This window comes from Phytobacter cepae (assembly GCF_054165735.1).
Genome location: NZ_CM135107.1, coordinates 2692215 through 2715107, shown reverse-complemented (window position 1 = coordinate 2715107; position 22893 = coordinate 2692215). Strand labels below are relative to the sequence as shown.

The 22893-nt window shown below is 52.2% G+C and carries 19 protein-coding genes; 10 read left to right on the top strand and 9 right to left on the bottom strand.

Features of this window, described 5'->3' with window-relative positions; translation table 11 throughout:
* Positions 1-127: 127 nt before the first annotated feature.
* Positions 128-538, top strand: coding sequence for a hydroxyisourate hydrolase (uraH, locus tag ACUY4Q_RS12590; RefSeq protein ID WP_458043107.1), 411 nt, complete (start codon positions 128-130; stop codon positions 536-538).
* A 35-nt stretch (positions 539-573) separates the two neighbouring features.
* Here the strand turns inward: uraH and ACUY4Q_RS12585 are convergent, their stop codons facing one another.
* The 3 genes from ACUY4Q_RS12585 to ACUY4Q_RS12575 form a co-directional block, all read right to left on the bottom strand.
* Entirely contained in the window at positions 574-1794 is a 1221-nt protein-coding gene (locus ACUY4Q_RS12585; protein WP_458043106.1) for an MFS transporter, read from the bottom strand.
* Positions 1795-1994: 200 nt separating this feature from the next.
* A complete protein-coding gene (locus ACUY4Q_RS12580; RefSeq protein ID WP_458043105.1) occupies positions 1995-3176 on the bottom strand; it encodes an MFS transporter in 1182 nt (393 codons plus the stop codon).
* Positions 3176-4024, bottom strand: a complete 849-nt coding sequence (locus ACUY4Q_RS12575; protein ID WP_458043104.1) for an MFS transporter — start codon at positions 4022-4024, stop codon at positions 3176-3178. Before ACUY4Q_RS12575 ends, ACUY4Q_RS12580 begins: the two co-directional genes overlap by 1 nt.
* A 134-nt stretch (positions 4025-4158) precedes the next feature.
* Here ACUY4Q_RS12575 and ACUY4Q_RS12570 point away from each other — a divergent pair, with 134 nt between their 5' ends.
* A complete protein-coding gene (locus ACUY4Q_RS12570) occupies positions 4159-4746 on the top strand; it encodes a TetR/AcrR family transcriptional regulator (RefSeq protein WP_458043103.1) in 588 nt (195 codons plus the stop codon).
* Here ACUY4Q_RS12570 and ACUY4Q_RS12565 read toward each other — a convergent pair.
* Positions 4729-5373, bottom strand: coding sequence for a helix-turn-helix domain-containing protein (locus ACUY4Q_RS12565; protein WP_458043102.1), 645 nt, complete (start codon positions 5371-5373; stop codon positions 4729-4731). The genes ACUY4Q_RS12570 and ACUY4Q_RS12565 overlap by 18 nt on opposite strands.
* Before the next feature lie 236 nt (positions 5374-5609).
* On the opposite strand from ACUY4Q_RS12565, the gene ACUY4Q_RS12560 reads away from it, so the two are divergent.
* Positions 5610-6320 carry a class I SAM-dependent methyltransferase gene (locus tag ACUY4Q_RS12560; RefSeq protein WP_458043101.1) on the top strand — a complete coding sequence of 237 codons (711 nt, stop codon included), beginning with the start codon at positions 5610-5612 and terminating at the stop codon, positions 6318-6320.
* Between the two features lie 105 nt (positions 6321-6425).
* The gene (locus ACUY4Q_RS12555) at positions 6426-7265 is read left to right on the top strand and encodes a sugar phosphate isomerase/epimerase family protein (protein WP_458047332.1); all 840 of its coding nucleotides are present in this window, start codon (positions 6426-6428) and stop codon (positions 7263-7265) included.
* A 114-nt stretch (positions 7266-7379) separates the two neighbouring features.
* Here the strand turns inward: ACUY4Q_RS12555 and ACUY4Q_RS12550 are convergent, their stop codons facing one another.
* A complete protein-coding gene (locus tag ACUY4Q_RS12550; protein ID WP_458043100.1) occupies positions 7380-8816 on the bottom strand; it encodes a hypothetical protein in 1437 nt (478 codons plus the stop codon).
* A gap of 686 nt (positions 8817-9502) precedes the next feature.
* Between ACUY4Q_RS12550 and ACUY4Q_RS12545 the strand changes: the two genes are divergently transcribed.
* Both ACUY4Q_RS12545 and ACUY4Q_RS12540 read left to right on the top strand, forming a co-directional pair.
* Entirely contained in the window at positions 9503-10183 is a 681-nt protein-coding gene (locus ACUY4Q_RS12545) for a CPBP family intramembrane glutamic endopeptidase (protein WP_458043099.1), read from the top strand.
* Between the two features lie 25 nt (positions 10184-10208).
* Positions 10209-10691 (top strand): Blp family class II bacteriocin, encoded by a 483-nt coding sequence (locus ACUY4Q_RS12540; protein WP_458043098.1) that lies wholly within the window; start codon positions 10209-10211, stop codon positions 10689-10691.
* 7 nt (positions 10692-10698) lie between these two features.
* Here the strand turns inward: ACUY4Q_RS12540 and ACUY4Q_RS12535 are convergent, their stop codons facing one another.
* Complete coding sequence (locus ACUY4Q_RS12535) at positions 10699-10845, bottom strand: hypothetical protein (protein ID WP_458043097.1); 147 nt, start codon at positions 10843-10845, stop codon at positions 10699-10701.
* Positions 10846-11151: 306 nt separating this feature from the next.
* Between ACUY4Q_RS12535 and ACUY4Q_RS12530 the strand changes: the two genes are divergently transcribed.
* On the top strand, positions 11152-12405 hold the full coding sequence (locus tag ACUY4Q_RS12530) for an HlyD family secretion protein (protein ID WP_458043096.1): 1254 nt from the start codon (positions 11152-11154) through the stop codon (positions 12403-12405).
* Positions 12405-14540, top strand: a complete 2136-nt coding sequence (locus ACUY4Q_RS12525; protein WP_458043095.1) for a peptidase domain-containing ABC transporter — start codon at positions 12405-12407, stop codon at positions 14538-14540. The genes ACUY4Q_RS12530 and ACUY4Q_RS12525 overlap by 1 nt, the downstream gene beginning before the upstream one ends.
* A gap of 241 nt (positions 14541-14781) precedes the next feature.
* On the opposite strand, the gene ACUY4Q_RS12520 is transcribed toward ACUY4Q_RS12525, so the two are convergent.
* On the bottom strand, positions 14782-15237 hold the full coding sequence (locus ACUY4Q_RS12520) for a GNAT family N-acetyltransferase (protein WP_458043094.1): 456 nt from the start codon (positions 15235-15237) through the stop codon (positions 14782-14784).
* A gap of 335 nt (positions 15238-15572) precedes the next feature.
* Here ACUY4Q_RS12520 and pdxR point away from each other — a divergent pair, with 335 nt between their 5' ends.
* On the top strand, positions 15573-17051 hold the full coding sequence (gene pdxR, locus ACUY4Q_RS12515; protein WP_458043093.1) for a MocR-like pyridoxine biosynthesis transcription factor PdxR: 1479 nt from the start codon (positions 15573-15575) through the stop codon (positions 17049-17051).
* A gap of 50 nt (positions 17052-17101) precedes the next feature.
* On the opposite strand, the gene ACUY4Q_RS12510 is transcribed toward pdxR, so the two are convergent.
* Positions 17102-18367: an MFS transporter gene (locus ACUY4Q_RS12510; RefSeq protein WP_458043092.1), complete on the bottom strand. Its 1266-nt coding sequence runs from the start codon at positions 18365-18367 to the stop codon at positions 17102-17104.
* 58 nt (positions 18368-18425) lie between these two features.
* Positions 18426-21533, bottom strand: coding sequence for a beta-galactosidase (locus tag ACUY4Q_RS12505; protein ID WP_458043091.1), 3108 nt, complete (start codon positions 21531-21533; stop codon positions 18426-18428).
* Positions 21534-21736: 203 nt separating this feature from the next.
* On the opposite strand from ACUY4Q_RS12505, the gene ACUY4Q_RS12500 reads away from it, so the two are divergent.
* The gene (locus tag ACUY4Q_RS12500) at positions 21737-22807 is read left to right on the top strand and encodes a LacI family DNA-binding transcriptional regulator (protein ID WP_458043090.1); all 1071 of its coding nucleotides are present in this window, start codon (positions 21737-21739) and stop codon (positions 22805-22807) included.
* Positions 22808-22893: the final 86 nt, after the last annotated feature.

Here is a 22893-nt window from a genome sequence, read left to right as displayed (position 1 = left end):
TGTGCCATGAATCCCCCGTGCGCCCCAGCGTTTCAGTGCCAGATGACAATATGGTCATCTTCCTGACAGGTGATGACGCCCGGCGCACAGGTATAACAAGAGGGTCATTAACAATGGAGATTCAAAAATGAAAAAAACACTCGCTGCCCTGACCCTTGCGACACTACTGGCAACCCCTGCAATTACCTTCGCTGCGGATAAAAATCCCCTGAGCGTGCATGTGCTGAATCAACAAACCGGCGTACCGGCGGCGGGCGTGGCGGTGACGCTTGAACAGAAGCAGGGTGAAGGCTGGAAGGTCCTGAACAGCGCCAACACCAACCAGGATGGCCGCATTAACGCGCTGTGGCCAGAAAAGCCGCTCGAAGCGGGTGATTACCGCGTGATTTTCAAAACCGGCGACTACTTTGCCCAGCAAAAACAGCAGAGCTTCTTCCCTGAAATCCCGGTGGAATTTCACATCACCAACACCTCGACCACTTACCATGTTCCGTTACTGCTCAGCCAGTATGGTTACTCTACCTACCGGGGAAGCTGAGGCAATGAGAGGGCTGACTGCGTTCTTTCAGTGAATCAGTCGGCACCGGTCTGTAAAGCGCCATGGGCTGACCGCTGCATCAGAACAGGGGCGCCTCGCCACCAGATGACCAGCGCCACGAGGGCGATGAGGCTCAGGACGCTGAAGGCGATGGCAAAAGAGTAACTGCCCGCAATCATGCCGGTTAATGCAGGGCTTAAGGCCGCGCCCACCCCCTGCATTAACATCACCACGCTCTGACCTGCGTTGACATGACCGCTATCGTGTAACAAAGAGACAATAAAGCCGGGCACGACCACGCCTAAAATTCCGGCCGCCAGTCCATCAAGGATTTGCACCGGCACCATCATTTCAGGCGCATTCGTGGCGGCGGCCAGTGCGGCTCTCACCGGCATGATCGCCAGCGCCAGCATAATTAATCGCCAGTAGCCATATTTATCAATCCGTCGTGCAACCCAAATGGCGACGGGAATCATGACGGACTGGGAAATAATTACCGTTGCGGCGGCATACACGCCGGGATTAATGGCACCGGGGGCGGCAGCAACGCGCATGCTCAGCATCGGTAATAACGCCGCATTGGCAAGATGAAAAAGCAGAAGGGTAACGCCGGTGATGAGCAGCGCGCTGTTTTTGGTGAGCACGGATAGGCCCGGCACCGGTTGGGGTACGGACTGTTTCATGCCGCGCGCGGCCTGATTATCAATATCCTTATTACGAATAGCCCCCAACGCGCAGAGCGTTAACAGGGTGGTAAAGGTCATTAACAGGAAAATGCCGCCGACGCCCCAGAACCAGGCTATCCCTCCGGCGAACAGCGCGGTGACGAAATTGCCGCCGTGATTGAAGGCCTCATTTTTCCCCATTTGCGCATTAAACCCCGTCTGACCCGTGAGGCCGAGCGTGATACCCGTTATCAACGGGCCCACAAAAGCGGCGCTGATACCGCTGACGATTTGCGAAAGCGCGACCACGGCGTTGTGCTGGCTAAACCACAATAACAGCGTACTGACGGTTATCATGATGCAGAGCAGCGCCAGCAGCGCGCGTTTGTTCTTAGAGTTGTCGGTGACAAACCCCGCCGGTAGTGTCGCAAGAAGTCCGGCCACGCCGCCGGTCGTCATCAACAACCCAATATCATCCGGCTGCCAGTGTCGCTGGGTCAGAAAGATCCCCAGAAAGGGGCCGAGGCCATCGCGCACATCCGCAATAAAAAAACTCGTCAGGCAGAGCGCCCGCAGTGAACGAAGAGACATTTTTCCGCCTTTACTCTCATTAACCTTGTTAGCGACGGCATGTGCCTCAACCAACGCGCACAACATCATCCAGAGCAAGTGTATCTGTGTTTGATGAAAATGTGATGTCACTGAGGCTGACCCGGAGCAGCCAGGTAAAGGGGATGCGACAGCGTCTGTTTAAACAGCAGAAGGCCCGCTGCGGGCGGGCCTCGATAAGATTACTGAATCTGGTTTTCGCCACGACCGGCGGCGAGGAGCGTCAGTAGCGCAACGACCGCTAACCCGCAGGCCAGCCAGAGCGTGTCGGTCAGCGCGAGCCTGTCAACTATCTCACCTCCGACCCAGGATCCCAACGCAATTCCAACATTGAATACGCCAACATAAAGCGCGGCGGCAATTTCAACCGCACGGGGGGCGGCTTTTATCATCCAGGTCATCAGACCGACAGACACTCCGCCATAAGCGAGCCCCCAGAACAGAAGCGTGGCGCCACCGCCGATGACCGAATGGCCCACGGTGAAAAACAGCAGCGGGGTCAAAACAAGGCCAGCCGCGATCCCCATCAGTGTGAAAGTGGTATGACGCATCGCCGTTATTCCCGCAAGAAAGTTACCTGCAAGGCCTGCCAGACCGTAGGCAAACAAAACGACCCCGATCCACTGTGTTTCAAACCCGGCAACGGTAATCAGTAGCGGGCGAACAAAGGTAAAGGCCACAAAATGGCTGGTCACCAGCAGTAACGTGACAAGCAGCCCGCGTTGTAATGTGCGATTGCCAAACTGAGCAATGAACTGGCGAGTGTCCGTTGAGCGGGCAACGGGCAGGGGCGGAATGACTACCGCATGGAGCGCCAGCACCCCGGCGCTGAAAAGCGCCATGCTGCCAAATGCCCAGCGCCAGCCGATGAGGTCACCCATAAACGCGCCGAAGGGGACACCCAGTACCGATGCGGCAGCCACCCCACCGAAAATAACAGAGGTCGCCAGACCAACCGCTTTTTCAGGCACCAGTCGGGCCGCCAGACCACCGGCAATGGCCCAGATACCGCCCATGCAGAACCCCACCAGGATCCGTGCTGCCAGCATGACGGGCAAATTACTGGCCAGTGCGCAGGCAAGATTGGCCAGCACCAGTAACCCCAGCAGGCCACATAATATCCAGCGGCGATCGATACCGCCCGCGGCAATCACCACAAAGGGGGCGAAAAGTGCAGCCAGCAGTGCGGGCAGTGAAATCATCAGGCCCGCCGTGCCGGTGCTGATATTCAGCGACGCGGCTATTGAGGTCAGCAAACCGACGGGGAGCATTTCGGTTGTCACCACCGAGAAGGTCGCCAGACCCACAGCGATGACCGCCGTCCACGCATGGTGCACAGAAGTAAGAGAGGAAAACATTGTCATTATTCAGATCCTTTTTTGTGTGCAGCATCCGGCGTGCTAAGCGCTTTTTTCAGGCGGGCATGAGTGATAAACGCCACCAGCATGACCACGACGCCGCCACTGAGCGCCACCGGTTGCCCCCAATCTGCTGCCCAGGCGACGCTGCCGATATCAACGGTACCGACAATAACTCCCATGGCCACCATCAGCAGCGTGAGCAACTGGACAACCGTGATTCGTATGACAGAACGGCTAGCGCAGTCGCGCCGGGCGGCGACAACGGGCGGTTCCGTTGCGCGCTGTATCACCAGCGCAAATACGCCAGAAAACAGCAGCAGCGCGGCGAGCAGCAGACCCGCCTCGGGGAACAGGGTCACCGAAAGGCCAATCGACAGGGGCGGACCGACAATAAACGTCAGTTCATCCAGCACGGTTTCCAGCGAGTATGCGGTCTGTAGCCGGGGTTGCCCCCGGTAGAGTGTCGTCCAGCGCGCCCTCACCATCGCCGACATGCTCGGCATAAAACCGGCGAGCAGTGCGCCCGGAAACAGCGCCCAGCCCACCACCTGCCGGAAAGAACCGGTTATCAGGATGAGAAAACCGAACATGCTTAAAACCGTCGCCGCAGGCAGAACACGGGATTGCCCATACCGATCGACATAGCGGGAGATGTGCGGTGAGAGCAGGGCGTAAGCCAGCACAAAGGTTGCCGACACGGCGCCGGCCAGAGCAAAGCCTCCGCGCTGTTGTGACAACAAAGTAATGATCCCGATGCCCGTCATCGGTAACGGCAGTCGCGCAATCAGGCCAGCAACGGCGAAGGAGCCGGTGCCGGATTCAGTAAACAGGTCTCGATAAAGGCTTGCCATCTTTTTCTCCACTAACATGGGCTTGCCACAGACGGGTGGCGAAGCGACAATACATACAGCGCGTATGAAAAGAATCTTATATTCATACGCTCTGTATGTAAATAATCATTCACGCCGTATGTAAGGAGAGATCTATGGTTCGCCGTACCCGCGCTGAGATGGAAGAGACGCGAGCAACTTTGTTAGCCACCGCCCGAAAAGTGTTTAGCGAGGTGGGTTACGCTGAAACGTCGATGGATGATTTGACGGCGCAGGCAGGGTTGACCCGTGGGGCGCTTTACCATCACTTCGGTGATAAAAAAGGGCTGCTTGCGGCCGTGGTCGCGCAGATCGACGATGAAATGGACGAACGCCTGCAGGCCATTTCTGATAGCGCAGAAGATCCGTGGGAGGGGTTTTGCCACCGCTGCCGGGCGTATCTGGAGATGGCGCTGGAGCACGAATTTCAGCGCATTGTATTGCGCGATGCCCGTGCGGTACTTGGTGGCGCTTCACCGGACGCACAACGCCACTGCGTGAATTCAATGCAGCAGCTCATCGGCAACCTCATTCAACAGGGCGTCGTCGATGACGTCGACCCGGAGGGGCTGGCGTCGATTATCTACGGCAGCCTGGCCGAGGCCGCGTTCTGGATTGCCGAAGGTGAAGAGGGTGATAAGCGGCTGGAGCAGGGCATCCGCGCGCTGAACCTGCTACTTCGCGGGTTACGCCGCCCTGCCTGATATGTTTCGCGCGCCCTGCGGTTTGATCCCGCCAGGCGAGTAGCCGAACCTGCGCAAAAATGCGCGTGAGAAAGCGGCGGCGCTACCAAAGCCAACCTGGGCGGCGACAGCTTTGACGCTGTGTCCCGCCCGCAGCCGGGCCGCCCCCAGCGCTAAACGCCAGTGGGTCAGATAGGCCCCTGGCGATTGCCCGACGGTTTTTTTGAAGACCTCAATAAATTGAGCACGTGAAAGCCCCGCGATGGAGGATAAGTCAGGAACCTGCCACTTTCGCGCCGGGTCATCGTGCATCGCTACCAGACTCCGGTGTAGTTTAGGGTGGGCGAGCCCCGCTAACAGCCCCGCATCCACCGTGCCCGTTGCGATTGCCCGACGAATAGCCAGCACCACGATAATCTCACACAGGCGGCTTCGAACGGTCGCCCCGCCGCAACGGGTCACGTCAAGTTCATCCACGATGAGTTCAGCAAGGCTTGATAATTGCGGCGTCTCAGCCAGAGAAAAGCACAATTCGTCAGGCAGTGCGCCGACCAGTGGATTCGCGCTGCCGCCAAAATCTATTCTCGCGGCGGCACACACGGTGGCCCCGACGGGCAACCCGGCCGAGGTCCTGGCTCGATAAAGCAAATGCGTCGGTCCGCCCGCGCGGCGGACGTCGACGATTAAAAGATTGGCTGAGTCAGCCGAGTCACAATTTTCCGCTCGCAGAGGAAAAGCCTGAAGGAAGGCGGTTAAGCGATCATATCTTTCTGAATTATTCAGACTTTCAGTCATGTTTTAGTCAAAATTTTTAATCATGAATCTTATATCCTACCTGATATACCTGTACATACCCATAATCAAAACCACTGACTGGAGACGCTATGACACAAGGTTCTGCTGCAAAATTTGATGCCGCGCGCGCGGGTGAATATGCCCAACAAAGCCGCATCGCACTGGCCGGTTATGATGCCTGCCACGAGCTTTCCGCCTGCATGCTGGCAGCCGCGACAGGAGAAGGAAAGCCTGCGCGTGTTCTGGTGGTGGGAGCGGGCGGTACAGCTGGAGAGATCATTGCTGCGGCAACACTGGAACCTGCGTGGTCATTTGTGGCCGTTGATCCCTCTGCGCCGATGTTGGATCTTGCTCGTGCCAACCTCACCCAGGCGGGGTTGGCAAATCGGGTAGAAACCGTACTCGGTGCGGTGTCTGACCTGGATGCGGCACCACATTTCGATGCTGCAATCATGATAGGTGTACTGCATCATCTGGCTGGCGATAAGGCAAAGCAAGACATATTGAGGCAGATTGCAATGCGTCTTAAGCCGGGTAGTCCGCTGGCCCTGGCGGGAAATTACCGTTCTTATGCGTCCGAACCCATACTGCTGGCGGCATGGGCAAATCGATGGCGGTTGAACGGTGCGGAGCCGGACGTCCGCCAGTCCAAAATGAACAGCATTCTTCAGGGAGCGGAGCCACCCCATTCTGAGGAGGCCGTGATCGCGCTGCTCGCAGAAGCAGGTTTTGCGGACCCGGTACGCTACTTCGCCAGCTTGTTCTGGGGCGCCTGGCTGGCGCGACGCTCGGCGTCATGAAAGTCTGCAACGTGCGCGCCATCACATTTTTAACGCCGCCGTATTGTTACCAAAGTCATCCTGTCTGTATTTTGTAATCGATTACTTTTTAAAAAGGAGAGAATGATGATGAAACGCGCGTTGCTTGCCGGGCTGTTAATGATTGCCGGTCTGGGGGCCTCGGCCCATGCCAAAACCAGCGAGGACCCCATCGCACTGCAAATGTACACCCTGAGAAATGTGGGTGAGGCAGATAAGCAGTTTGCGATGGCAGGAGAGGCGGGATTCAGGAACGTTGAGCTGGTGGGCACACACGGACTGGACGTGAAGAGCATGAAGCGCCTTCTCAGTAAGAACCACCTGAATGTGGTTGCCGCGCACGTACAGCTTTCTGCCCTTGAAACGGAGTATGCAAACACGGTTAGCTTCAATAAAGCCGTGGGTAATACACATATTGTGGTTCCGTGGATTGAGCCGGCTGACCGTCCTGACTCTGCATCAGGCTGGGCCGGGTATGCAAAACGACTCGATACGATGGGAGCGAAACTGCGTAAGGACGGGATGACCCTTGCGTATCACAACCACAACTTCGAGATGAAGAAATACGGTGCTGATACGGCGCTCGATATCATTATGAAGAACACCCAGCGTGAAAACCTGATGCTGGAGTTGGATGCGGCCTGGGTTGCGCGCGGCGGGCAGGATCCTGCGCAGGTCATTTCACGCTATTCAGGGCGAGTTTACGCTATCCATGCCAAGGACAACGCTGGCATTGGCGTCCGCGATGATGAGATGAATTTTGCCCCGCTGGGCGAGGGGCTGCTTGACTGGAAGTCTGTTCTGACCGCAGCGCGTAAAAGCGGTGTCCAGTGGTACATCGTTGAACATGATGCACCGAAAGACGCCTGGAGTATCATCACCACCTCTCGCGAAAATCTAAAAAAACAGCTGCAGCAACAGCCGTAGCGCGTATTGAGCGATGCCTGAAAAGCCTGACGGAGGAGGTCAGGCTAAATGCCTTAACGCTGCATCATTGTGCTTTGGCCACAAATAAACCGATGTTTGATGTGGCCCGCCTTTTTAAATTTCCAGCCCCAGTTCCCTGACAATCTTGCAGAGTTTAGTGGCACCATAAAAATTCAGATGGTCGGCATCATAATAATCTTCAGGGGTGAAAGATTGGTGAGCAGACAGATCGGTCATGAAGATATTGGTAGAATTCGTTACGCTTTTGATAAAGGCAAGCGTCTCATTCTTAAGGTTTTGGTCGTAATGCTGTCTGTAAAATTCAGTAAACGGCATAACGATAAAAGTAAGTGTTGAGTTCGTTGCTTCAATGAGGGACAGCAGAGACGAAATAACGTCTTTGTTGTTTTCGAAACTGTGCTTCCTTTGGTAATTTTTAGAAAGCTCTACAACCCGGTTATGAATTTCGGTTGATGAATAGGAAAAGTGAGTGCAATAACTTCTGTCGTTAATGAAATCGACAGACTTGCTTAAATTTGGCGTATCAAGAAGTAAGTCGTGCAGCCATGATAATTCTTCGTCATGATCAAACTGAGGATGATGTTGTTGCTTATAAATATGCTGAATCAGCAGATCAAGAGGGCCGGTGATATATGGTCTGGTATCGGTATTATTCGATCCGGCCTCTTTTTTTCTATAGTTATATTCAATGTGCTGACTTTTGCAAAAATAGCGAGCAATGGGAAAGGTTGGTGATCCCCCCATTGATAACTCGAAGAAAGCATCATACAGGCCGATGCAGATAATGAAATTTTTTATCTTTGTGGTTTCAACTGCCTTTTTTATCAGGCTGTAAGATAACGTAAAATCACCAGAAAAAAGTGAGAGGTTAACGGCTTTATCTAATAGTTTATCAGGGAACCCCTGATAGCCGTAAGATGAGCCCAGTATTAACGTTTTAACTTCTGGATCGTTAAGCAGTTTTTCATAACGAGAATTGAGAAGCGGTATGAAGCCAGCATCTATACTAAACCGATTTCTGTTTTTTTCTGGGAATTGCAGTGCGGTTAAGACATCCGGTAATTGTATGTTGTTGTTTTTAAGGAAGTTGAAACCTATATGGTCGGTAACGACGATGGGGATAAGGTTATCATCTTCCAGATTTAACTGGATGGTTTCAGAGCCTGTTTCCAGTTTGATTTCAAACGACGTTACTTTTTCTATCTTACATGGCAGGAACACGGAATTAAGTATATATTGGTGCCAGTCCTGCCCTACGAAGATAACATGGCATGAAAGGGTTGAAAAATAATGTATGAAAAAAGAATTCAGGTGTGAAATTAGATTATCCACATCATCAGGCGTCACGTTTTTTTCAGCGCAATAAATCAATTCATTGATAAATGATGCGGTATTTTCATCATCATTTAAAAGACTACTGTTTTGAATAAATAAATCTTTCAATTCATCAATGACTGAATCATTTTGGATCCAGCTCATTTTTTGTGCCAGCAAGTGAATGTTTTTTAGAAAAAGAACCGTGCTATTCATTTTTTCTGGTTGCCCGTAAATTAATTTAACCGAAAAAGGTCTCTGATTTCGTTAATAGGGGAGTATACAGGAGGCGATCAGAGATGGAAATAATGCGAGGGCCTTTCAGTGACAGAATTCCATCAACGTTTTACCTAAGGTAAATTTAGGGCGATGGTAAGAAACAGCGCGTTCCTCTCCGCAACGCTCTCAGCAATATTGCCACTTCGGCAGTAGCCTTAAAGTCAGGGCAAATGCTTTTGCCATAAGGAGATAGGGCTACCCGCTTCGAAAAGATTCGCATTTACAAATGTATACATAAAAAAAGAAACCTTTAACTTTTACCCACATTTTCTATGTGTAATAGTTTTGTAGCACTTTTTGCTAAAGCAATCAAAAGAGGGATTTTATGGGTATTATCAGAGAGTTAAGCAAAGACGAAATTATGCTGGTGAGTGGTGGCGGTAACTCAGGAGACCATGACAGCCTTTGCCGGCCAGGTACGGGGGCCAGAAATTCACTCGGAAGGAACGCTCCCACGCATATCTACAGCGACCCTAAAACCGTTCAATGCGCGAGTGGTGTATGTCAATGTGGGCTATTGACAATATTTCTGTTTATACCCCTCCATTTTCATAATGTTAAAACTACACCCGCCAGTATATAAAATAATGGCTGATATCAATTAAGCAAAAATAAGGCCGCTTATGGAAAGCGATGCTAAAAAAATGGTGTCAGATAATAAAGGCGCCGAACGCAGTGTTTTTGAAGTTGTCTCTATATTACTTATGATTATCTTTATGTCAGTGGGGTGGACTGCTGTCCCCCTGTTTACTATCGATGCTATAGGTTTGGATATTTCTGTATTCATCATGCTTATGGGGGAATTTATCACCGCAATTTGTGCGTATCAATTTTTCCTGAAAAAAAGACCAGGTATCAATTTTTGTTTTCATCAGCAAACAGGCATAATGCTTTTTTTTGCCGGGGCAGTGGTTGTTATACTGCTTTTGCAAATAAGTGCGTTTGCACTATCAAACGTACAGGATAATGGAGGGGAACAGGAACGTTTAACGTGGGTATCAATCTTTACACTTATTTTTATTGTGCCGATATATGAGGAGATTTATTACAGAGGATGTGTGATAGAACTCATACGATTAGTTTTTACAAAAAGCATGCTAATACCTGTTGTCCTATCATCAATATTTTTTTGCTTTATGCATACACAATATAACGATTATATCAGCTATTTCGTTCTCTTTGCCTCTTCCTTATTGATAGGTTATACGCGATTTAAAACCAATGGGTTGTTCTATCCCGTGCTCCTTCATTCAATGATGAACACCATTGCAATATTTTTGATGAGTATGCACTCAGCCTCATAGATTGAAGGTTACTCACCGGCAGGATGTGGTTAAAGAGCTCAGATTGAAGATATATTTTGTTACATATAAATACATAAAAAAAGAAATCTTCACCTTTTCCTCACATTCAGTGTGTGTAATAGTTGCTGAGCACTTTTTGCTAAAACTGACTAAGAAGGATTTTATGAAACAAATCAGAGAGTTAAGCTTGGATGAAATAGCGCTCGTGAGTGGGGGTAATAGAAACGGATCTGATCGTGACGACAGCCGTTCATGGAGCCATCTCGCAAGAAATGCACCTGACCATATTTACAGCGACCCAAGCACGGTCAGATGCGCTAACAATGTTTTTGGTGGCATGATCGGCGGCGCTATTAAGGGTGGAGTCGTAGGAATGGCACGTGGAGTGGTCGGGGGTGCTTTTACTGGTCAATGCCTTGCCGGTGGGCATAACGGAAATGATAACGGTAATAAAGCAGGATCAAGTAAATGTTCTGGCAATGGTGCTTCCGGTACCTGTAATCGATAAGTTGCCTTTATAAATAAATGTAAGGAGACATAATGGTTACCGCAAAAACGGTATCAGGTGTTTTAGGTACGACAGCTGGATTTATACTGCTTGGATATTCATCCATCATGTCTCCTTCGCTCTCAGATGGGGTTAGGTCATTTTCAGATTTCATGATAATTATTCTGACAATCTATGCTGCCACTGACATTGTCGAGAAGTTGGTGTCCTTTTATATCAAAAAAAGACGATCATAAAAAGAGTAGCCAATGAGTGTTTTACTATGACTTATTCATCATTTAAGGCTTAGGCGAAAGTAAGATCGTGCGTCAGGATGGCGGGTTAAGACAAGAGTAATGCAATAATCTCTAATAACTGAATCGGCATCTCAAATTTAATTTTTCATCGACATCACGATGCTGGGTAAACTTGTCATTTATGACGATTTAATTATTTCATGGTGTCATTTTGTGAACATCAAATGAGTTTATTCAGAAAAGAAGCATTAGATAATCAGGGTGACGTTATCCATGGTGATATTATTATACCTGCGTCCTTTGCTATGGCTTTAAGTGCATCAGCCACTGTGGTACTGCTCATCTTATTGGCCGTTTTTTTGTATTTTGGAACCTATACCAGAAAAGCACATTTGTCTGGAATCGTTATGCCCTCAACAGGCTTGATAAAAATAACGCCTCAGTACTCAGGAAATGTCACTAGCCTGACCGTGTCTGAAGGTCAGCATGTCACTGCGGGTAGTCCGCTTTATTATATTAGCGGAGAGCATTATAACGGCCAGGGGGCAGGCACGTTGGCCGCTGTCAATCTCTCCCTGCAAACTCAATACGCAATGCTCCTGACACAACAACAGTTGGAAAAGAATGATAATCAGCAACAACAAGTCGCTGCGAGACAACGCATTCTCTCTCTTCAACCTCAAATTCAGAGCGCTGAGCAGCGTTTACGTCAGGCTGAATATCAGGCTGATTTAGCGGTGTCAATGATGAACCGTTATCAAAAACTGGTGGCAAATCATTACGTGGCTGATGTCGAATATCAGCAAAAGCAGATTGACATGTCAGCAGCCAAAGAGAACGTTGAGAGCCAGAGGCAAGTCCTCCTTCAACTTCACACCGAGCTTGATAGAGCAGGGGATGAACTTAATCATCTGACCGTGCAAGGTGACAGTCGAAAGGCTGAACTCGACAGGCAACTTCAGACGCTGAAACAACAACAAGTAGAGCTTTCCGGGCAGGAGCATTTCACGCTTACATCGCCTGTTAATGGCACAGTAGCCGCCATACTCGTTCGACCCGGACAGGCAGTGAAATCGCTCGAACCAGTTATGACCGTCGTGCCAGATAACGCAACACTTCAGATAGAGTTGTATGCGACCAGTCAGAATGCAGGTTTTATACAATTGGGGCAGCGTGTTGCTTTACGGTTTGCCGCATTCCCCTATCAGAAATTTGGTGTGCAATACGGGACTATTCGTGAAATCAGTCGGACAACATTGACCCCTACAGATTTACTCTCTGTTTCTCCTGTCACATGGAAAGAAAATGAAGGCCATTATCGGGTCATCGTAGTTCCTGAACACGCTTTTATCCTCGCCTATGGACGAAAGGAACCGCTCCGTTCCGGCATGGCCCTTGAGGGCGATATCAATCTCGATAAAAGGCAGCTATGGGAATGGCTGACAGAACCTCTCTGGAGTCTAAAAGGAAAACTTTAATGGACAGCCTGAACTGGACTGGAAGAAAAAAACTTCCTGTTATACGCCAGACTGAGTCTGCAGAGTGCGGGCTGGCCTGCCTGGTTATGATTGCCGGTTGGCATGGTTTGCAGACAGACTTATCGACCCTACGTGAACGCTTCAATATTAGTACGCAAGGGATGACGCTTCAGCGGCTCATCGATTGCGCCTCAGGTTTACGTTTGTCATCTCGAGCCGTTCGACTTGAACCCGAGGAGCTTAAATCGCTTAGCCTGCCCTGTATCCTTCACTGGAATATGAACCATTTCGTCGTTCTGGAACGTGTGCGCGGCGATAAATTGGTGATCCACGATCCTGACAGGGGCAGGCATGTTCTTTCACTTAAGGACGCAGGCAAGCATTTCACCGGCATTGCTCTGGAGCTGAACCCAGCCAGCCATTTTGTTGCTCATAGTGAAAAAAAGAAAATTCATCTGCGACAACTCACGGGTAAAACACCTGGGCTTTTTTTTGCAATGTTACGGATTATTACGTTTGCACTCGCCCTCGAAGTCATCGCGTTGGGAAGCCCATTACTTAATCAGTTGGTCATTGATGAAGTGCTTGTCGCCTCTGATCAGAATCTTTTAACCATTATCATCATAGGATTGCTGCTGCTGACGTTAACCCAGATGTTGCTCTCGCTGGCACGTCAGTGGGCCAGTATCACCCTGTCAGTTAACTTTAATATGCAGTGGACAGCGCGGGTATTTCACCATTTGGTCAGACTCCCTTTGACGTGGTTTGATGCCAGAAGCAAAGGAAGTATCAATGCACGTTTTAGTGCGGTAGGTACCATTCAGGAGGCTCTGACATCACAGGTTCTTGAGGGGATCCTGGATGTTCTGCTCGTTGTAACCTCGCTTTGTATGATGCTTTTATACAGCTCAGCACTCACCCTCATTGCGATAATCGCGGCATTTATCTATGGTCTGCTCAGAGCTTTGTGGTATCCCGCTTTAAGACAGGCGGCAGAAGATGCCTGGGACGCCAGCGCACGTGAGTCCGGTCATTTTCTTGAAACACTTAACGGCATCCTTAGTTTGCGTATCAATGGTGTTATCGCGCATCGTGAAGCGGCATGGCTCAATCTTAATGTCGCTCGCAGAAACACCGAACTGCACCAGAGCAGGCTGCTTATGTGTTATGACATTGCACATACTCTCACTTCGAGCATCGTGACCGCGATAGTGCTTTGGAAGGGGGCGGGTGAGGTATTGGACGGTACCTTCACGATCGGGATGCTGGTCGCCTATCTCTCTTATCAAGGCAGGTTTTCATCAAGCATAAGTAGCCTTACCGATAAATTTTTCTCCTGGCGCATGCTGGACGTTTATAATGAGCGGCTCGCCGATATTGTGCTAAATCCAGCCGAAGGTGAAAGAAAAAAAGAATCGACACCTGATAGTGTGGCGATATCTGACATGCCGGATGCGGTGCATACAACCAGGCAGCAACCGAACATCCCCTTAACGCTTAATCAAATCACCTTTTGCCACAAAGGCGAGGGCGCACCCGTAATAAAACAACTTTCTTTATCACTCAACGTGGGCGAAGTGGTCGCAATTACCGGTAAATCCGGTTGCGGTAAATCTACGCTTGTTAAGCTTATTCTAGGAATTCATGTCCCTGACGAAGGTGTAATAAATACCTTTGGTATTCCACATACTCACCCTGATTATTTTCAGGTTCGTCAGCGGATTGGAACGGTATTGCAGGATGACCAAATTTTCAGGGGGTCGATTGCAGATAATATTATTTTCTTCAATGAATTTCGCGACTATGACTGGATGGTTAAGTGTGCCCAGTCAGCAATGATTGATAACGAAATTATGGCGATGTCCATGGGATACCAGACGTTATTAGGCGAATCCGGTGGTGGGCTGTCGGGTGGGCAGAAACAGCGAATTTTGCTGGCTCGGGCATTGTATAAAAGGCCGGGATTTATGCTTCTTGATGAAGCTACAAGCCATCTGGATGTGGAAAATGAAATCCTAATCAGTCAGACACTTCGGCAAACAGGTATTCCTGTATTACTTATTGCACATCGCCAAGAAACGCTGGCATCCGCTGATCGCATTCTCTATATGGAAAATGGATGTTTATATAACTGAAATACTTGGTTTTATCCGGTTGGTTGTATAATTTATGCGCCAGTTAATATAAAAATAATATGCCAATAATGCCCCTGTTTTGGTGTGCTGGAATATCGGTGATAAATAGACTGGCGCAGAAATGATGACGTTAGATTGCACGCTGCGCCAGACCAGTGAAAACAGAATATACAACGGAGGCATCCTTTAAGAAAGAATGCTACGGCTTCTTTTTAAAGAGGGATGAATGACATGTAATGCGTTATCTTACCTGCATACGGTATTCAATCATGCCGCTTTTTTTAGCAATCCAGTCATATAGCCGTTGACCACGATAGTTTGCTTCATGCGTATGCCAGTAAAGATGGCTGGCATGCCGTTTTCTGGCCTCTTTTTGCACATATTCTACTAACTGTTTTCCAACCTGTTTTCCCCGGATATTCTCGCAGACGTATAAATCTTCAAGATAACAATAGTCATTCTCGGCCCAGGTTGAACGGTGAAAAAGGTAATGTGCAAAGCCTACCAGTTCACCATTATATCTGGCTACCGCACAGAATACCGGTTCAATGGGGCTGGCAAATCGTTGCCAGGTGCGTTGGGTGACGGCCTCAGCAATATCAACGTTATAAAAGATTTGATAGTTTTTCCACATTGGCAACCAGTTTTCATAATCTGCTTCAGTGGCAGATTCAATGGTAATAATCATATTGCTCATAATAACCCCTTATTTATGTCCAGTAATTTATGTATTGGATGAGGACGTTCTTTCAAGCGAAAATAAAACAGCGATGCATGGGTTGGGTGATGTTTTTAACGCGTGCGCATTAAAAACAATTTTAATCCCGAATCCAGAAAGCTCAGAAAAGTCGCCACGCAGCACAATGCTCATCTGCTCTCGAATAGTCCCTGCCAGGTACGGGAAGAAGTATAAGCATGAATTGGCACGTTGAGCCCCACCAATTTTTTCACTATGAGCAGACCAATGTGTTTCTGCTATTCACCCTGGCTGGTATAGACTCCGTGGTCACAGGCGCAGGGATGGAGAATCTGATGTTTAAACATGCACAACTCGAAACCGTAAAGGCCGGGATCGTTGATCCGGCAAACGGGGCACTGCCTCTTCATGAACGCATCCAGCGGGCAATTCGGGCACTCATTCTCGAAGGGGTGTTAACGCACGGTAAAGCGCTGCCCGCCTCACGGGCGCTGGCAACCTCACTTAACGTCTCCAGAGATACCATTGAAGCCGCGTACAGCCGGCTGCACGCGGAAGGCTTCATTGAGCGGCAAACGGGCAAGGGCAGCTTTGTTTCAGCCAGCACCCGGTTTCTGAAATCACATACGCGGCAGCGTCAGTCAGCCGCGAAGGGGCGCGAGCCCAAACTCAGCGCGCGGGGGCAGGTGATTTATGACAGTGGTGGGGTCCGTGAATTTGCATTACCGCGTCCACTGGCACCCGGTATCCCGGAAACCCGTTTGTTTCCAATACCCACCTGGGAGCGTCTTCAACGGCAAATCCTGAAGGAATATCGCTATCAGGCACTGGAGCAAAGCCCGCCACAAGGGGTAACGCGGTTGCGGCGGGCCATTGCGGAGTATGTCAATCTGGAGCGTGGGGCCCACGCAACGCCGGAACGTATCCTTATTCTGACCAGCTCCCAGCAGGCGCTCGCGCTTTGTTCTCACGTCCTCATGGACAATAACGAGAGCATTGTCATTGAAGACCCGACCTATCAGGGGGCGCGTAAAGCCTTTACGGCCGCCGGGCTGAACTGCATTGCGGTGCCGCTTGATGATAAGGGTGTCTGTATTGATCACCTGAATTCACTCACCCATACTGCAAAAGCTATCTACCTTACGCCTTCACACCAGTATCCCACCGGCGTCACGCTGTCCCTCGACCGGCGGCTTGCGGTTATCGACTGGGCAAACCGTCAGCAGGCCTGGATTATAGAAGACGACTACGACAGCGAGTTTCACTATGAAGGGAAGCCGATGGCCTGCGTACAGGGGCTGGATACTTCTGATCGGACAATCTATATCGGGACCTTCACCAAATCACTTTTTCCAGGGTTGCGCATCGCCTATATGATCGTGCCTGAGGAACTTGTTGAGCCTCTGACGATGGCAAGAACCTTAATGGACGGTCACACCGCCTCAATCACGCAACTGACGCTGGCTAAATTTCTCGAAGGGGGGCATTTTGGCGCCTATGTGCGGATGATGCGCGGAGTTTACGTTGCCCGTCGCGACAAACTCGCCAGCCTGATTGAAACCTTTCTCTCCGATTTTGTTACCTTTACCACGCCAGCGGGGGGGATGCAGATGCCGTGTCATTTGAAAGAGGGGATACTGGAGGGCGAGGTGGCGGTAGCCGCTCGCCGTGCGGGTGTGGATATGCTGGGACTTACCGGGTTATATGCGCACGACCCCACCTCGACAGGCTTTTTGATGGGGTTCGCGGCCTATACCGAACAGGAGATGGAAGAGGCGGTCAAAAAACTCGCCGCCATCTTCCGTTCCAGGTAGATTGCCCTGCGGCTGAACGCGCGCCCGCAGAACGCGGCGGGCGCGCACACTTATGCCGCGCTGTTATACCCCGGCTCCGGCAGCAGCGTTTTGCCGCCTTTCAGGGTGAAGAGAGAGATAACCGTAAAGCTCAGCGTAATGCACCCCAGGACGAGATACGCCTGATGGAAACCGACGGTGTCGTACATCCGACCCACCCACGCCGACAGCACCACTCCTGAAAGCTGTTTTGATAAGTTAAAACCGATCAGGAACAGCGTGGCCGACAGTCTCGGGTTAAACGCAGAGGAAATGTATTTAAAGGTGCCCACCAACAGGAACGGCAGCTCAAACATATGCAGCATTTTTAAGATAACCACTTCGACCGCAGAGGACGCAAAAGAGGAACCTAAAATACGCGCTGACATGATCACACCCGCCGCGAGCAGGGCGTTCTTGGCGCCAATGCGGTTCACAATCGCAGGGGCAAAGAACATGATGGTGGCGTTGAGTAACTCCCCGCCGGTGGTGACGAAACCAAACACTTCGGTGCCACGTTGCGGACTGGAGAAGAAACCTTTAAAGAAGTTGGCAAACTGCTGGTCGAAGACGTCATACACGCTGGCGACCCCCACGACATACACAATGAAGCCCCAGAAACGTGGCATCCGCAACAACTCGGCGGCGGTGCGCATCGAAAACGCCTGACGATTGGCCCCCAGCGCATCAATCACCCGTTCGCTGTTGCTGCCTTCCGGCTTCGACATCCACAACAGCACGCCGAGCACTAGCGCAAAGCCGGAGGCGATCCAGAAGGTAATATTGGGGTCGATACCAAACAGAATACCGGTGATGGAGGCGCACAATGCCCAGCCGACGCAGCCGGAAACGCGCACTTTGCCGTATTCAAACCGATTGGCGCGGCTGACGCGCTCAATGTAGGCCTCTACCGCCCCGGAGCCGCTGGAGAAGACCACGCCTAAATAGATCCCGCCCGCCAGCGCACCGGCGAAAATATTCATCTGCAACAACGGCGACAGCACGAATATAAAGAAGGGCGCAAACAGAATGAGCAGAACCGTGATGGTCCACAGCAGGTGTTTACGTAACCCGAGCTTGTCGGAGATCAGGCCAAACACCGGCTGGAAGACAATCGCAAACAGCGAAATAGAGGAGAACACAATCCCCGTTTCTGTTTTGGTTAAATGGTTAACTTCCGCCAGCCAGACCGGGAAAAAGGGAAAATAGGCCGACATAATGAAGTAGTAGAAGAAAAAGAACAGCATAAAGTAGATAAAGTTATGCCGTTCTCTTGGTGCAAGTTCAGAGAGTTTCATGGGTGACTGTTCCATCCTGTTATGCCTGTAAGCCAGGGGGCTTAACGCCCCCCGATTATTATTGGAAGTGGAGCGTTAACTGATATTGCCATTGTGTCTCAAGCAGCAACCATTGCTGCAATACGCTGGGCGTCCAGGAGTCATCCCCGCCGATGCCCATATGCAGGCCATCGAGGGTTATCCAGACGCCATTTTCTGGCTGCATCCGGTGCCAGTGGTCGGTCTCCATTAACTGCGCGGTGCTGTAAGGCTGCACCGAAAAGTGAAAATCTCCCGTTACGTGCCAGCGCCCCCAGTCCAGCGCGGCGGTGTGGCAACGCAGGCCATTTTCGGTGGGAAAAATGTACGGCGTGGTCATCTCATCGAGCGGCAGCGTCCAGCGGGAGAAGCAGGCGCTGGTGCGGCGATCCGGGTAGTTTTCGTGCGGACCCAAACCGAGCCATGAGACGGGGGTGTTTTGATCCGACACCTGGAAATGCAGCCCGACACGCGGCAGCGGCGGCAGCGTCCCTGCGCGTTCGCCATCGACCGCCAGATGTAGCTTGCCTTCGGCATCAAAGGTCATCCGCCAGTGGCTGGCGATCACCACCTCGTCACCGTTCAGGTAGTGCCAGCGGCTGTCAATCACCACCTCATGGGCCAGTCGTTGCGCGTCGCACTGCACGCAGCGCGCGCTAAGGTTGTACAACCCCGCGCTTTTCCAGCGCTCGACCCAGGCGTTGGGATCGATGCGTTCCACTTCGCTGACGCCAATGTCGTTATCCAGCGGGGCGCGCACAAACTGGTCGCGCAGCGGCGTGAGCAGGCGTTCCACGCCGTCCACCTGCCAGTGGCTTAACAGACCGCTTTGCCTGTCGATAGTCCATTGTTGCGCGCCATGGCGCACCGTCCAGGCGCTCTCGCTGCCCTCAAGCTCAGGGGCGTCGCCACCGGCTTGCAAAGCTCGCAGCACCAGCGGGGCCGCAAGCGGGAACTGCTGCCAGGCGACACGGTGCCCGGCGTCAGACCAGGCGGTGGCCTGGGGTTGCACCACCGCAAGCGTTAACCACACTTTTTCGGCGCCAGCAGGTAGCATCAACGCATCACTGAGTGTCAGTTCGCACTGGCCTTCCGGTGAAATCTCCAGCGTCACACTGCCTTGGGCAAGGGTTTCGCCTGCGGCCTGAACCTGCCAGTGCAGCGCTTCGTTATCGGTCGGGCGGAAGAGATATTCGCTGGTGACGCTGACCCGCAGCGGGTTTTGCGACAGCAGGGCAAACTGGAAAAATTGCTGCGCATGTTTGGCTTCAATGAGCGACGGGTGCGGGCGGCGGTCGGGGAACACCAGACCGTTCATGCAGAACTGACGATCGTTGGGTTTGTCGCCAAAATCGCCGCCGTAGGCCCAGCCCGTGCTGCCATCTTCAAAGGTTTTGGTGATGGCCTGGTCGGCCCAGTCCCAGATGAAACCGCCCTGCAGGCGCGGGTACTCACGAAATGCCTGCCAGTAATCGGCAAAGTTGCCGAGGCTGTTACCCATGGCGTGAGCGTATTCGCAGAGGATCAGTGGGCGATCTTCGCCCGGCATACTGATCCACTTTTTGATCCCCCATTTCGGCACCGCCGGGATCGGCAGATCGCTGTCCACGCGGGCATACATCGGGCAGAGAATGTCGGTCGTCGTGCTGTTCGCGCCGCCGCCTTCGTACTGCACCGGGCGTGAGGGATCGTTACGCTTGAGCCAGTGGTACATGGCTTCATGGTTGCCGCCGCCACCGGATTCATTGCCCAGAGACCAGATGATGATCGAAGGGTGGTTGCGGTTGGTTTGCACCATTCTTGTCACGCGTGCGCTCCAGGCGGGCAGCCAGGCCGGGTCGTCAGAAAGACGGTTCATCGGCACCATGCCGTGGGTTTCGATATTGGCTTCGTCAACCACATACAGCCCATAGCGGTTGCACAACTCATACCAGCGCGGCGCGTTGGGGTAGTGAGAGCAGCGCGTGGCGTTGAAGTTGTTCTGCTTCATCAGCAGGATGTCCTGCACCATGTCCTCTTCGGTGACAACCTGCCCCCGCTGATGATGATGTTCGTGGCGGTTAACGCCGCGGATCAACAGCGGCTTACCGTTGAGTTTCAGCAGACCGTTGTCGATTTCCACCCGGCGGAAACCGATGTCCCAGGCTTCGGCTTCGAGAAGTTCATCGTCGCGCCACAGCGACACCACCGCCCGGTAGCAGTTCGGCATTTCTGCACTCCACAGTGCCGGGCGTTCGACCGGCATACGGATGACGGCGCGCTCGGTGTAGTTACCGCGCTCGTCAATCACTGGCGAGCCTGGCGGCTGTTGATGGCTGGCAACACAGTGCATGTCATCCCACAGTTCGACCTTGACCGACAGTGTTTCCAGCAACTGCGCCGGGGCCGCGACGGTGACCTTCACCTCAAGTTCGGCATCACGGTACAGAGCATCCAGCTGCGGGGTGAGTTGCACATCGCCCAGGTGTAGCGTGGGTTTGTTCAGCAGCCAGACGGAACGGAAGATCCCGCTCATCCGCCACATGTCCTGATCTTCAAGCCAGGTGCCCGCGCTCCAGCGCATGACCATCACGCAGAGCCGGTTATCGCCTGCGCGTAAATAGGGGCTGAGGTCAAAGGCCGCGGGCAGGCGGCTGTCCTGCGAGTAGCCGACCCATTCACCGTTGCACCACAGATGAAACGCTGAATTCACCCCGTCAAAGATAATCTGCGTCTGTCCGTCAGCCCGCCAGTTCTCCTCCACGCTGAACATCAGTGAGTAGCAGCCGGTCGGGTTCTCTTCCGGCACGCGCGGCGGGGTGGTCTCGATGGGGTAACGCACATTGGTGTAAATGGGGGCGTCATAGCCCTCCATTTGCCAGTTCGAGGGCACCGGGGTGGTGCGGCTGCCGGGCAGGTCGCCCTCCAGCCAGCGGGCCTCGACGTCAAACGGGCTGCGGGCATAGAAGAATTGCCACTGGCCATCCAGCAGGCGCCGTTGTGCGGAAGGCGCGTTTTCCCTGGCGGCGTTCACATCACGCCAGCTGGCGAAGCTCGGGTGAGCCGATAAACGGTTCAGATGGGTAATGGTCTGGTTTTGCCAGTCTTCACGGGCAAGCACCTCATTAAATTTTGGCCCCTGAAGAGCATGTAATTCATGATGTTGCATATTTATACCTGAAGAAAAAAGAAAAATGTCATTCGCTAGACAAGATGGGGGAGTTATCAGATATTTTGTTCAATGCCACAATATCGGCGAAAGTGAAACCCATTCACGATCACGAAACCGCGCAAAAGCCACCAATTTATGTCGTCTTTTCGACATAGAATGTTAGCGAGCGACATTGTTATTACAACGTTAAGGAGAAGGTGATGCAACGCCGTACGGCAACACTGGAAGATGTGGCGAGTGAAGCGGGCGTCTCGGAGCAGACCGTGTCTCGTGTGCTAAATAAACCTGAGGTCGTGGCGGAACGCACCCGGGAGAAAGTCATCCGTGCGATGCAGGCACTGCACTATGTACCCAACCGCTCGGCCCAACTGCTGGCAGGAAAGTCTGCGCCGTCCATTGGGTTGATTACTGCCTCATTGACGCTGCATGCCCCTTCACAAATTGCTGCCGCCATCAAAAGCCACGCCAGTGCGCACGAGCTGGAAGTCGCCATCGCGATGCCTGCCACGGCGGACTACAGCGCATTGCAGGCCCGGTTGAATGAATTTCGGGCGCAGAATATTCGCGGTGCGATAGTTAATCTGCCGCTGGAAGGGAGCATTGCGGAAAAACTGGTGAGTGAGAACCCGGACATCTGCTGTCTGTTTTTAGACATCTCGCCGGAAACCGATGTCTCCTGCGTGCGTTTCGACCACCTTGATGGCTGTGGCGCCTGCGTCACCCACCTTTGGGAACTGGGCCATCGCGAGTTTGGTTTGCTGGCCGGGCCGGAGAGTTCGGTTTCGGCGCGCATGCGCTTGAGTAGCTGGCGTGAAGCCTTGCATCGCCACGGGGTGAGCAATGCGGTGACGGTGTTTGGTGACTGGAGTGCAGCCAGCGGCTGGCACAAGGCCTTTGAGCTGTTACACCAGTACCCGAAGATCAGCGCGATTGTGGTGGCCAACGACCAGATGGCGCTGGGGGTGCTGAGCGCGCTCGCCCAGCTTAATCGCACCGGGAGCCGGGCGGTCTCGGTGACCGGTTATGACGATACCGCAGACAGCCTCTATTTTCAGCCGCCGCTGACGACCGTGGCGCAGGATTTCAACAAGCTGGGCAAGCGCGCCGTGGAGTTGCTCATCCAGCAGATTGCCGCGCCGCAGATGCGGATCCGTGAGCTACTGCCGACGCGCCTGGTGGTTCGCCAGTCCACCTGGCCGCTGGGCGGAGAAGCGCAAGAGGAAAAAACGCAGTTGATTACGCAGATAAAAACGCTGGTGGAGAGGCTGTAAGGGCGCAGCCTCCCACCCGTTCTTATAGGTCGCCAGGTCTTTTCCGTGCTGTATAGTGAAGCCTGCAAACCACGGTTAAAGGGAGA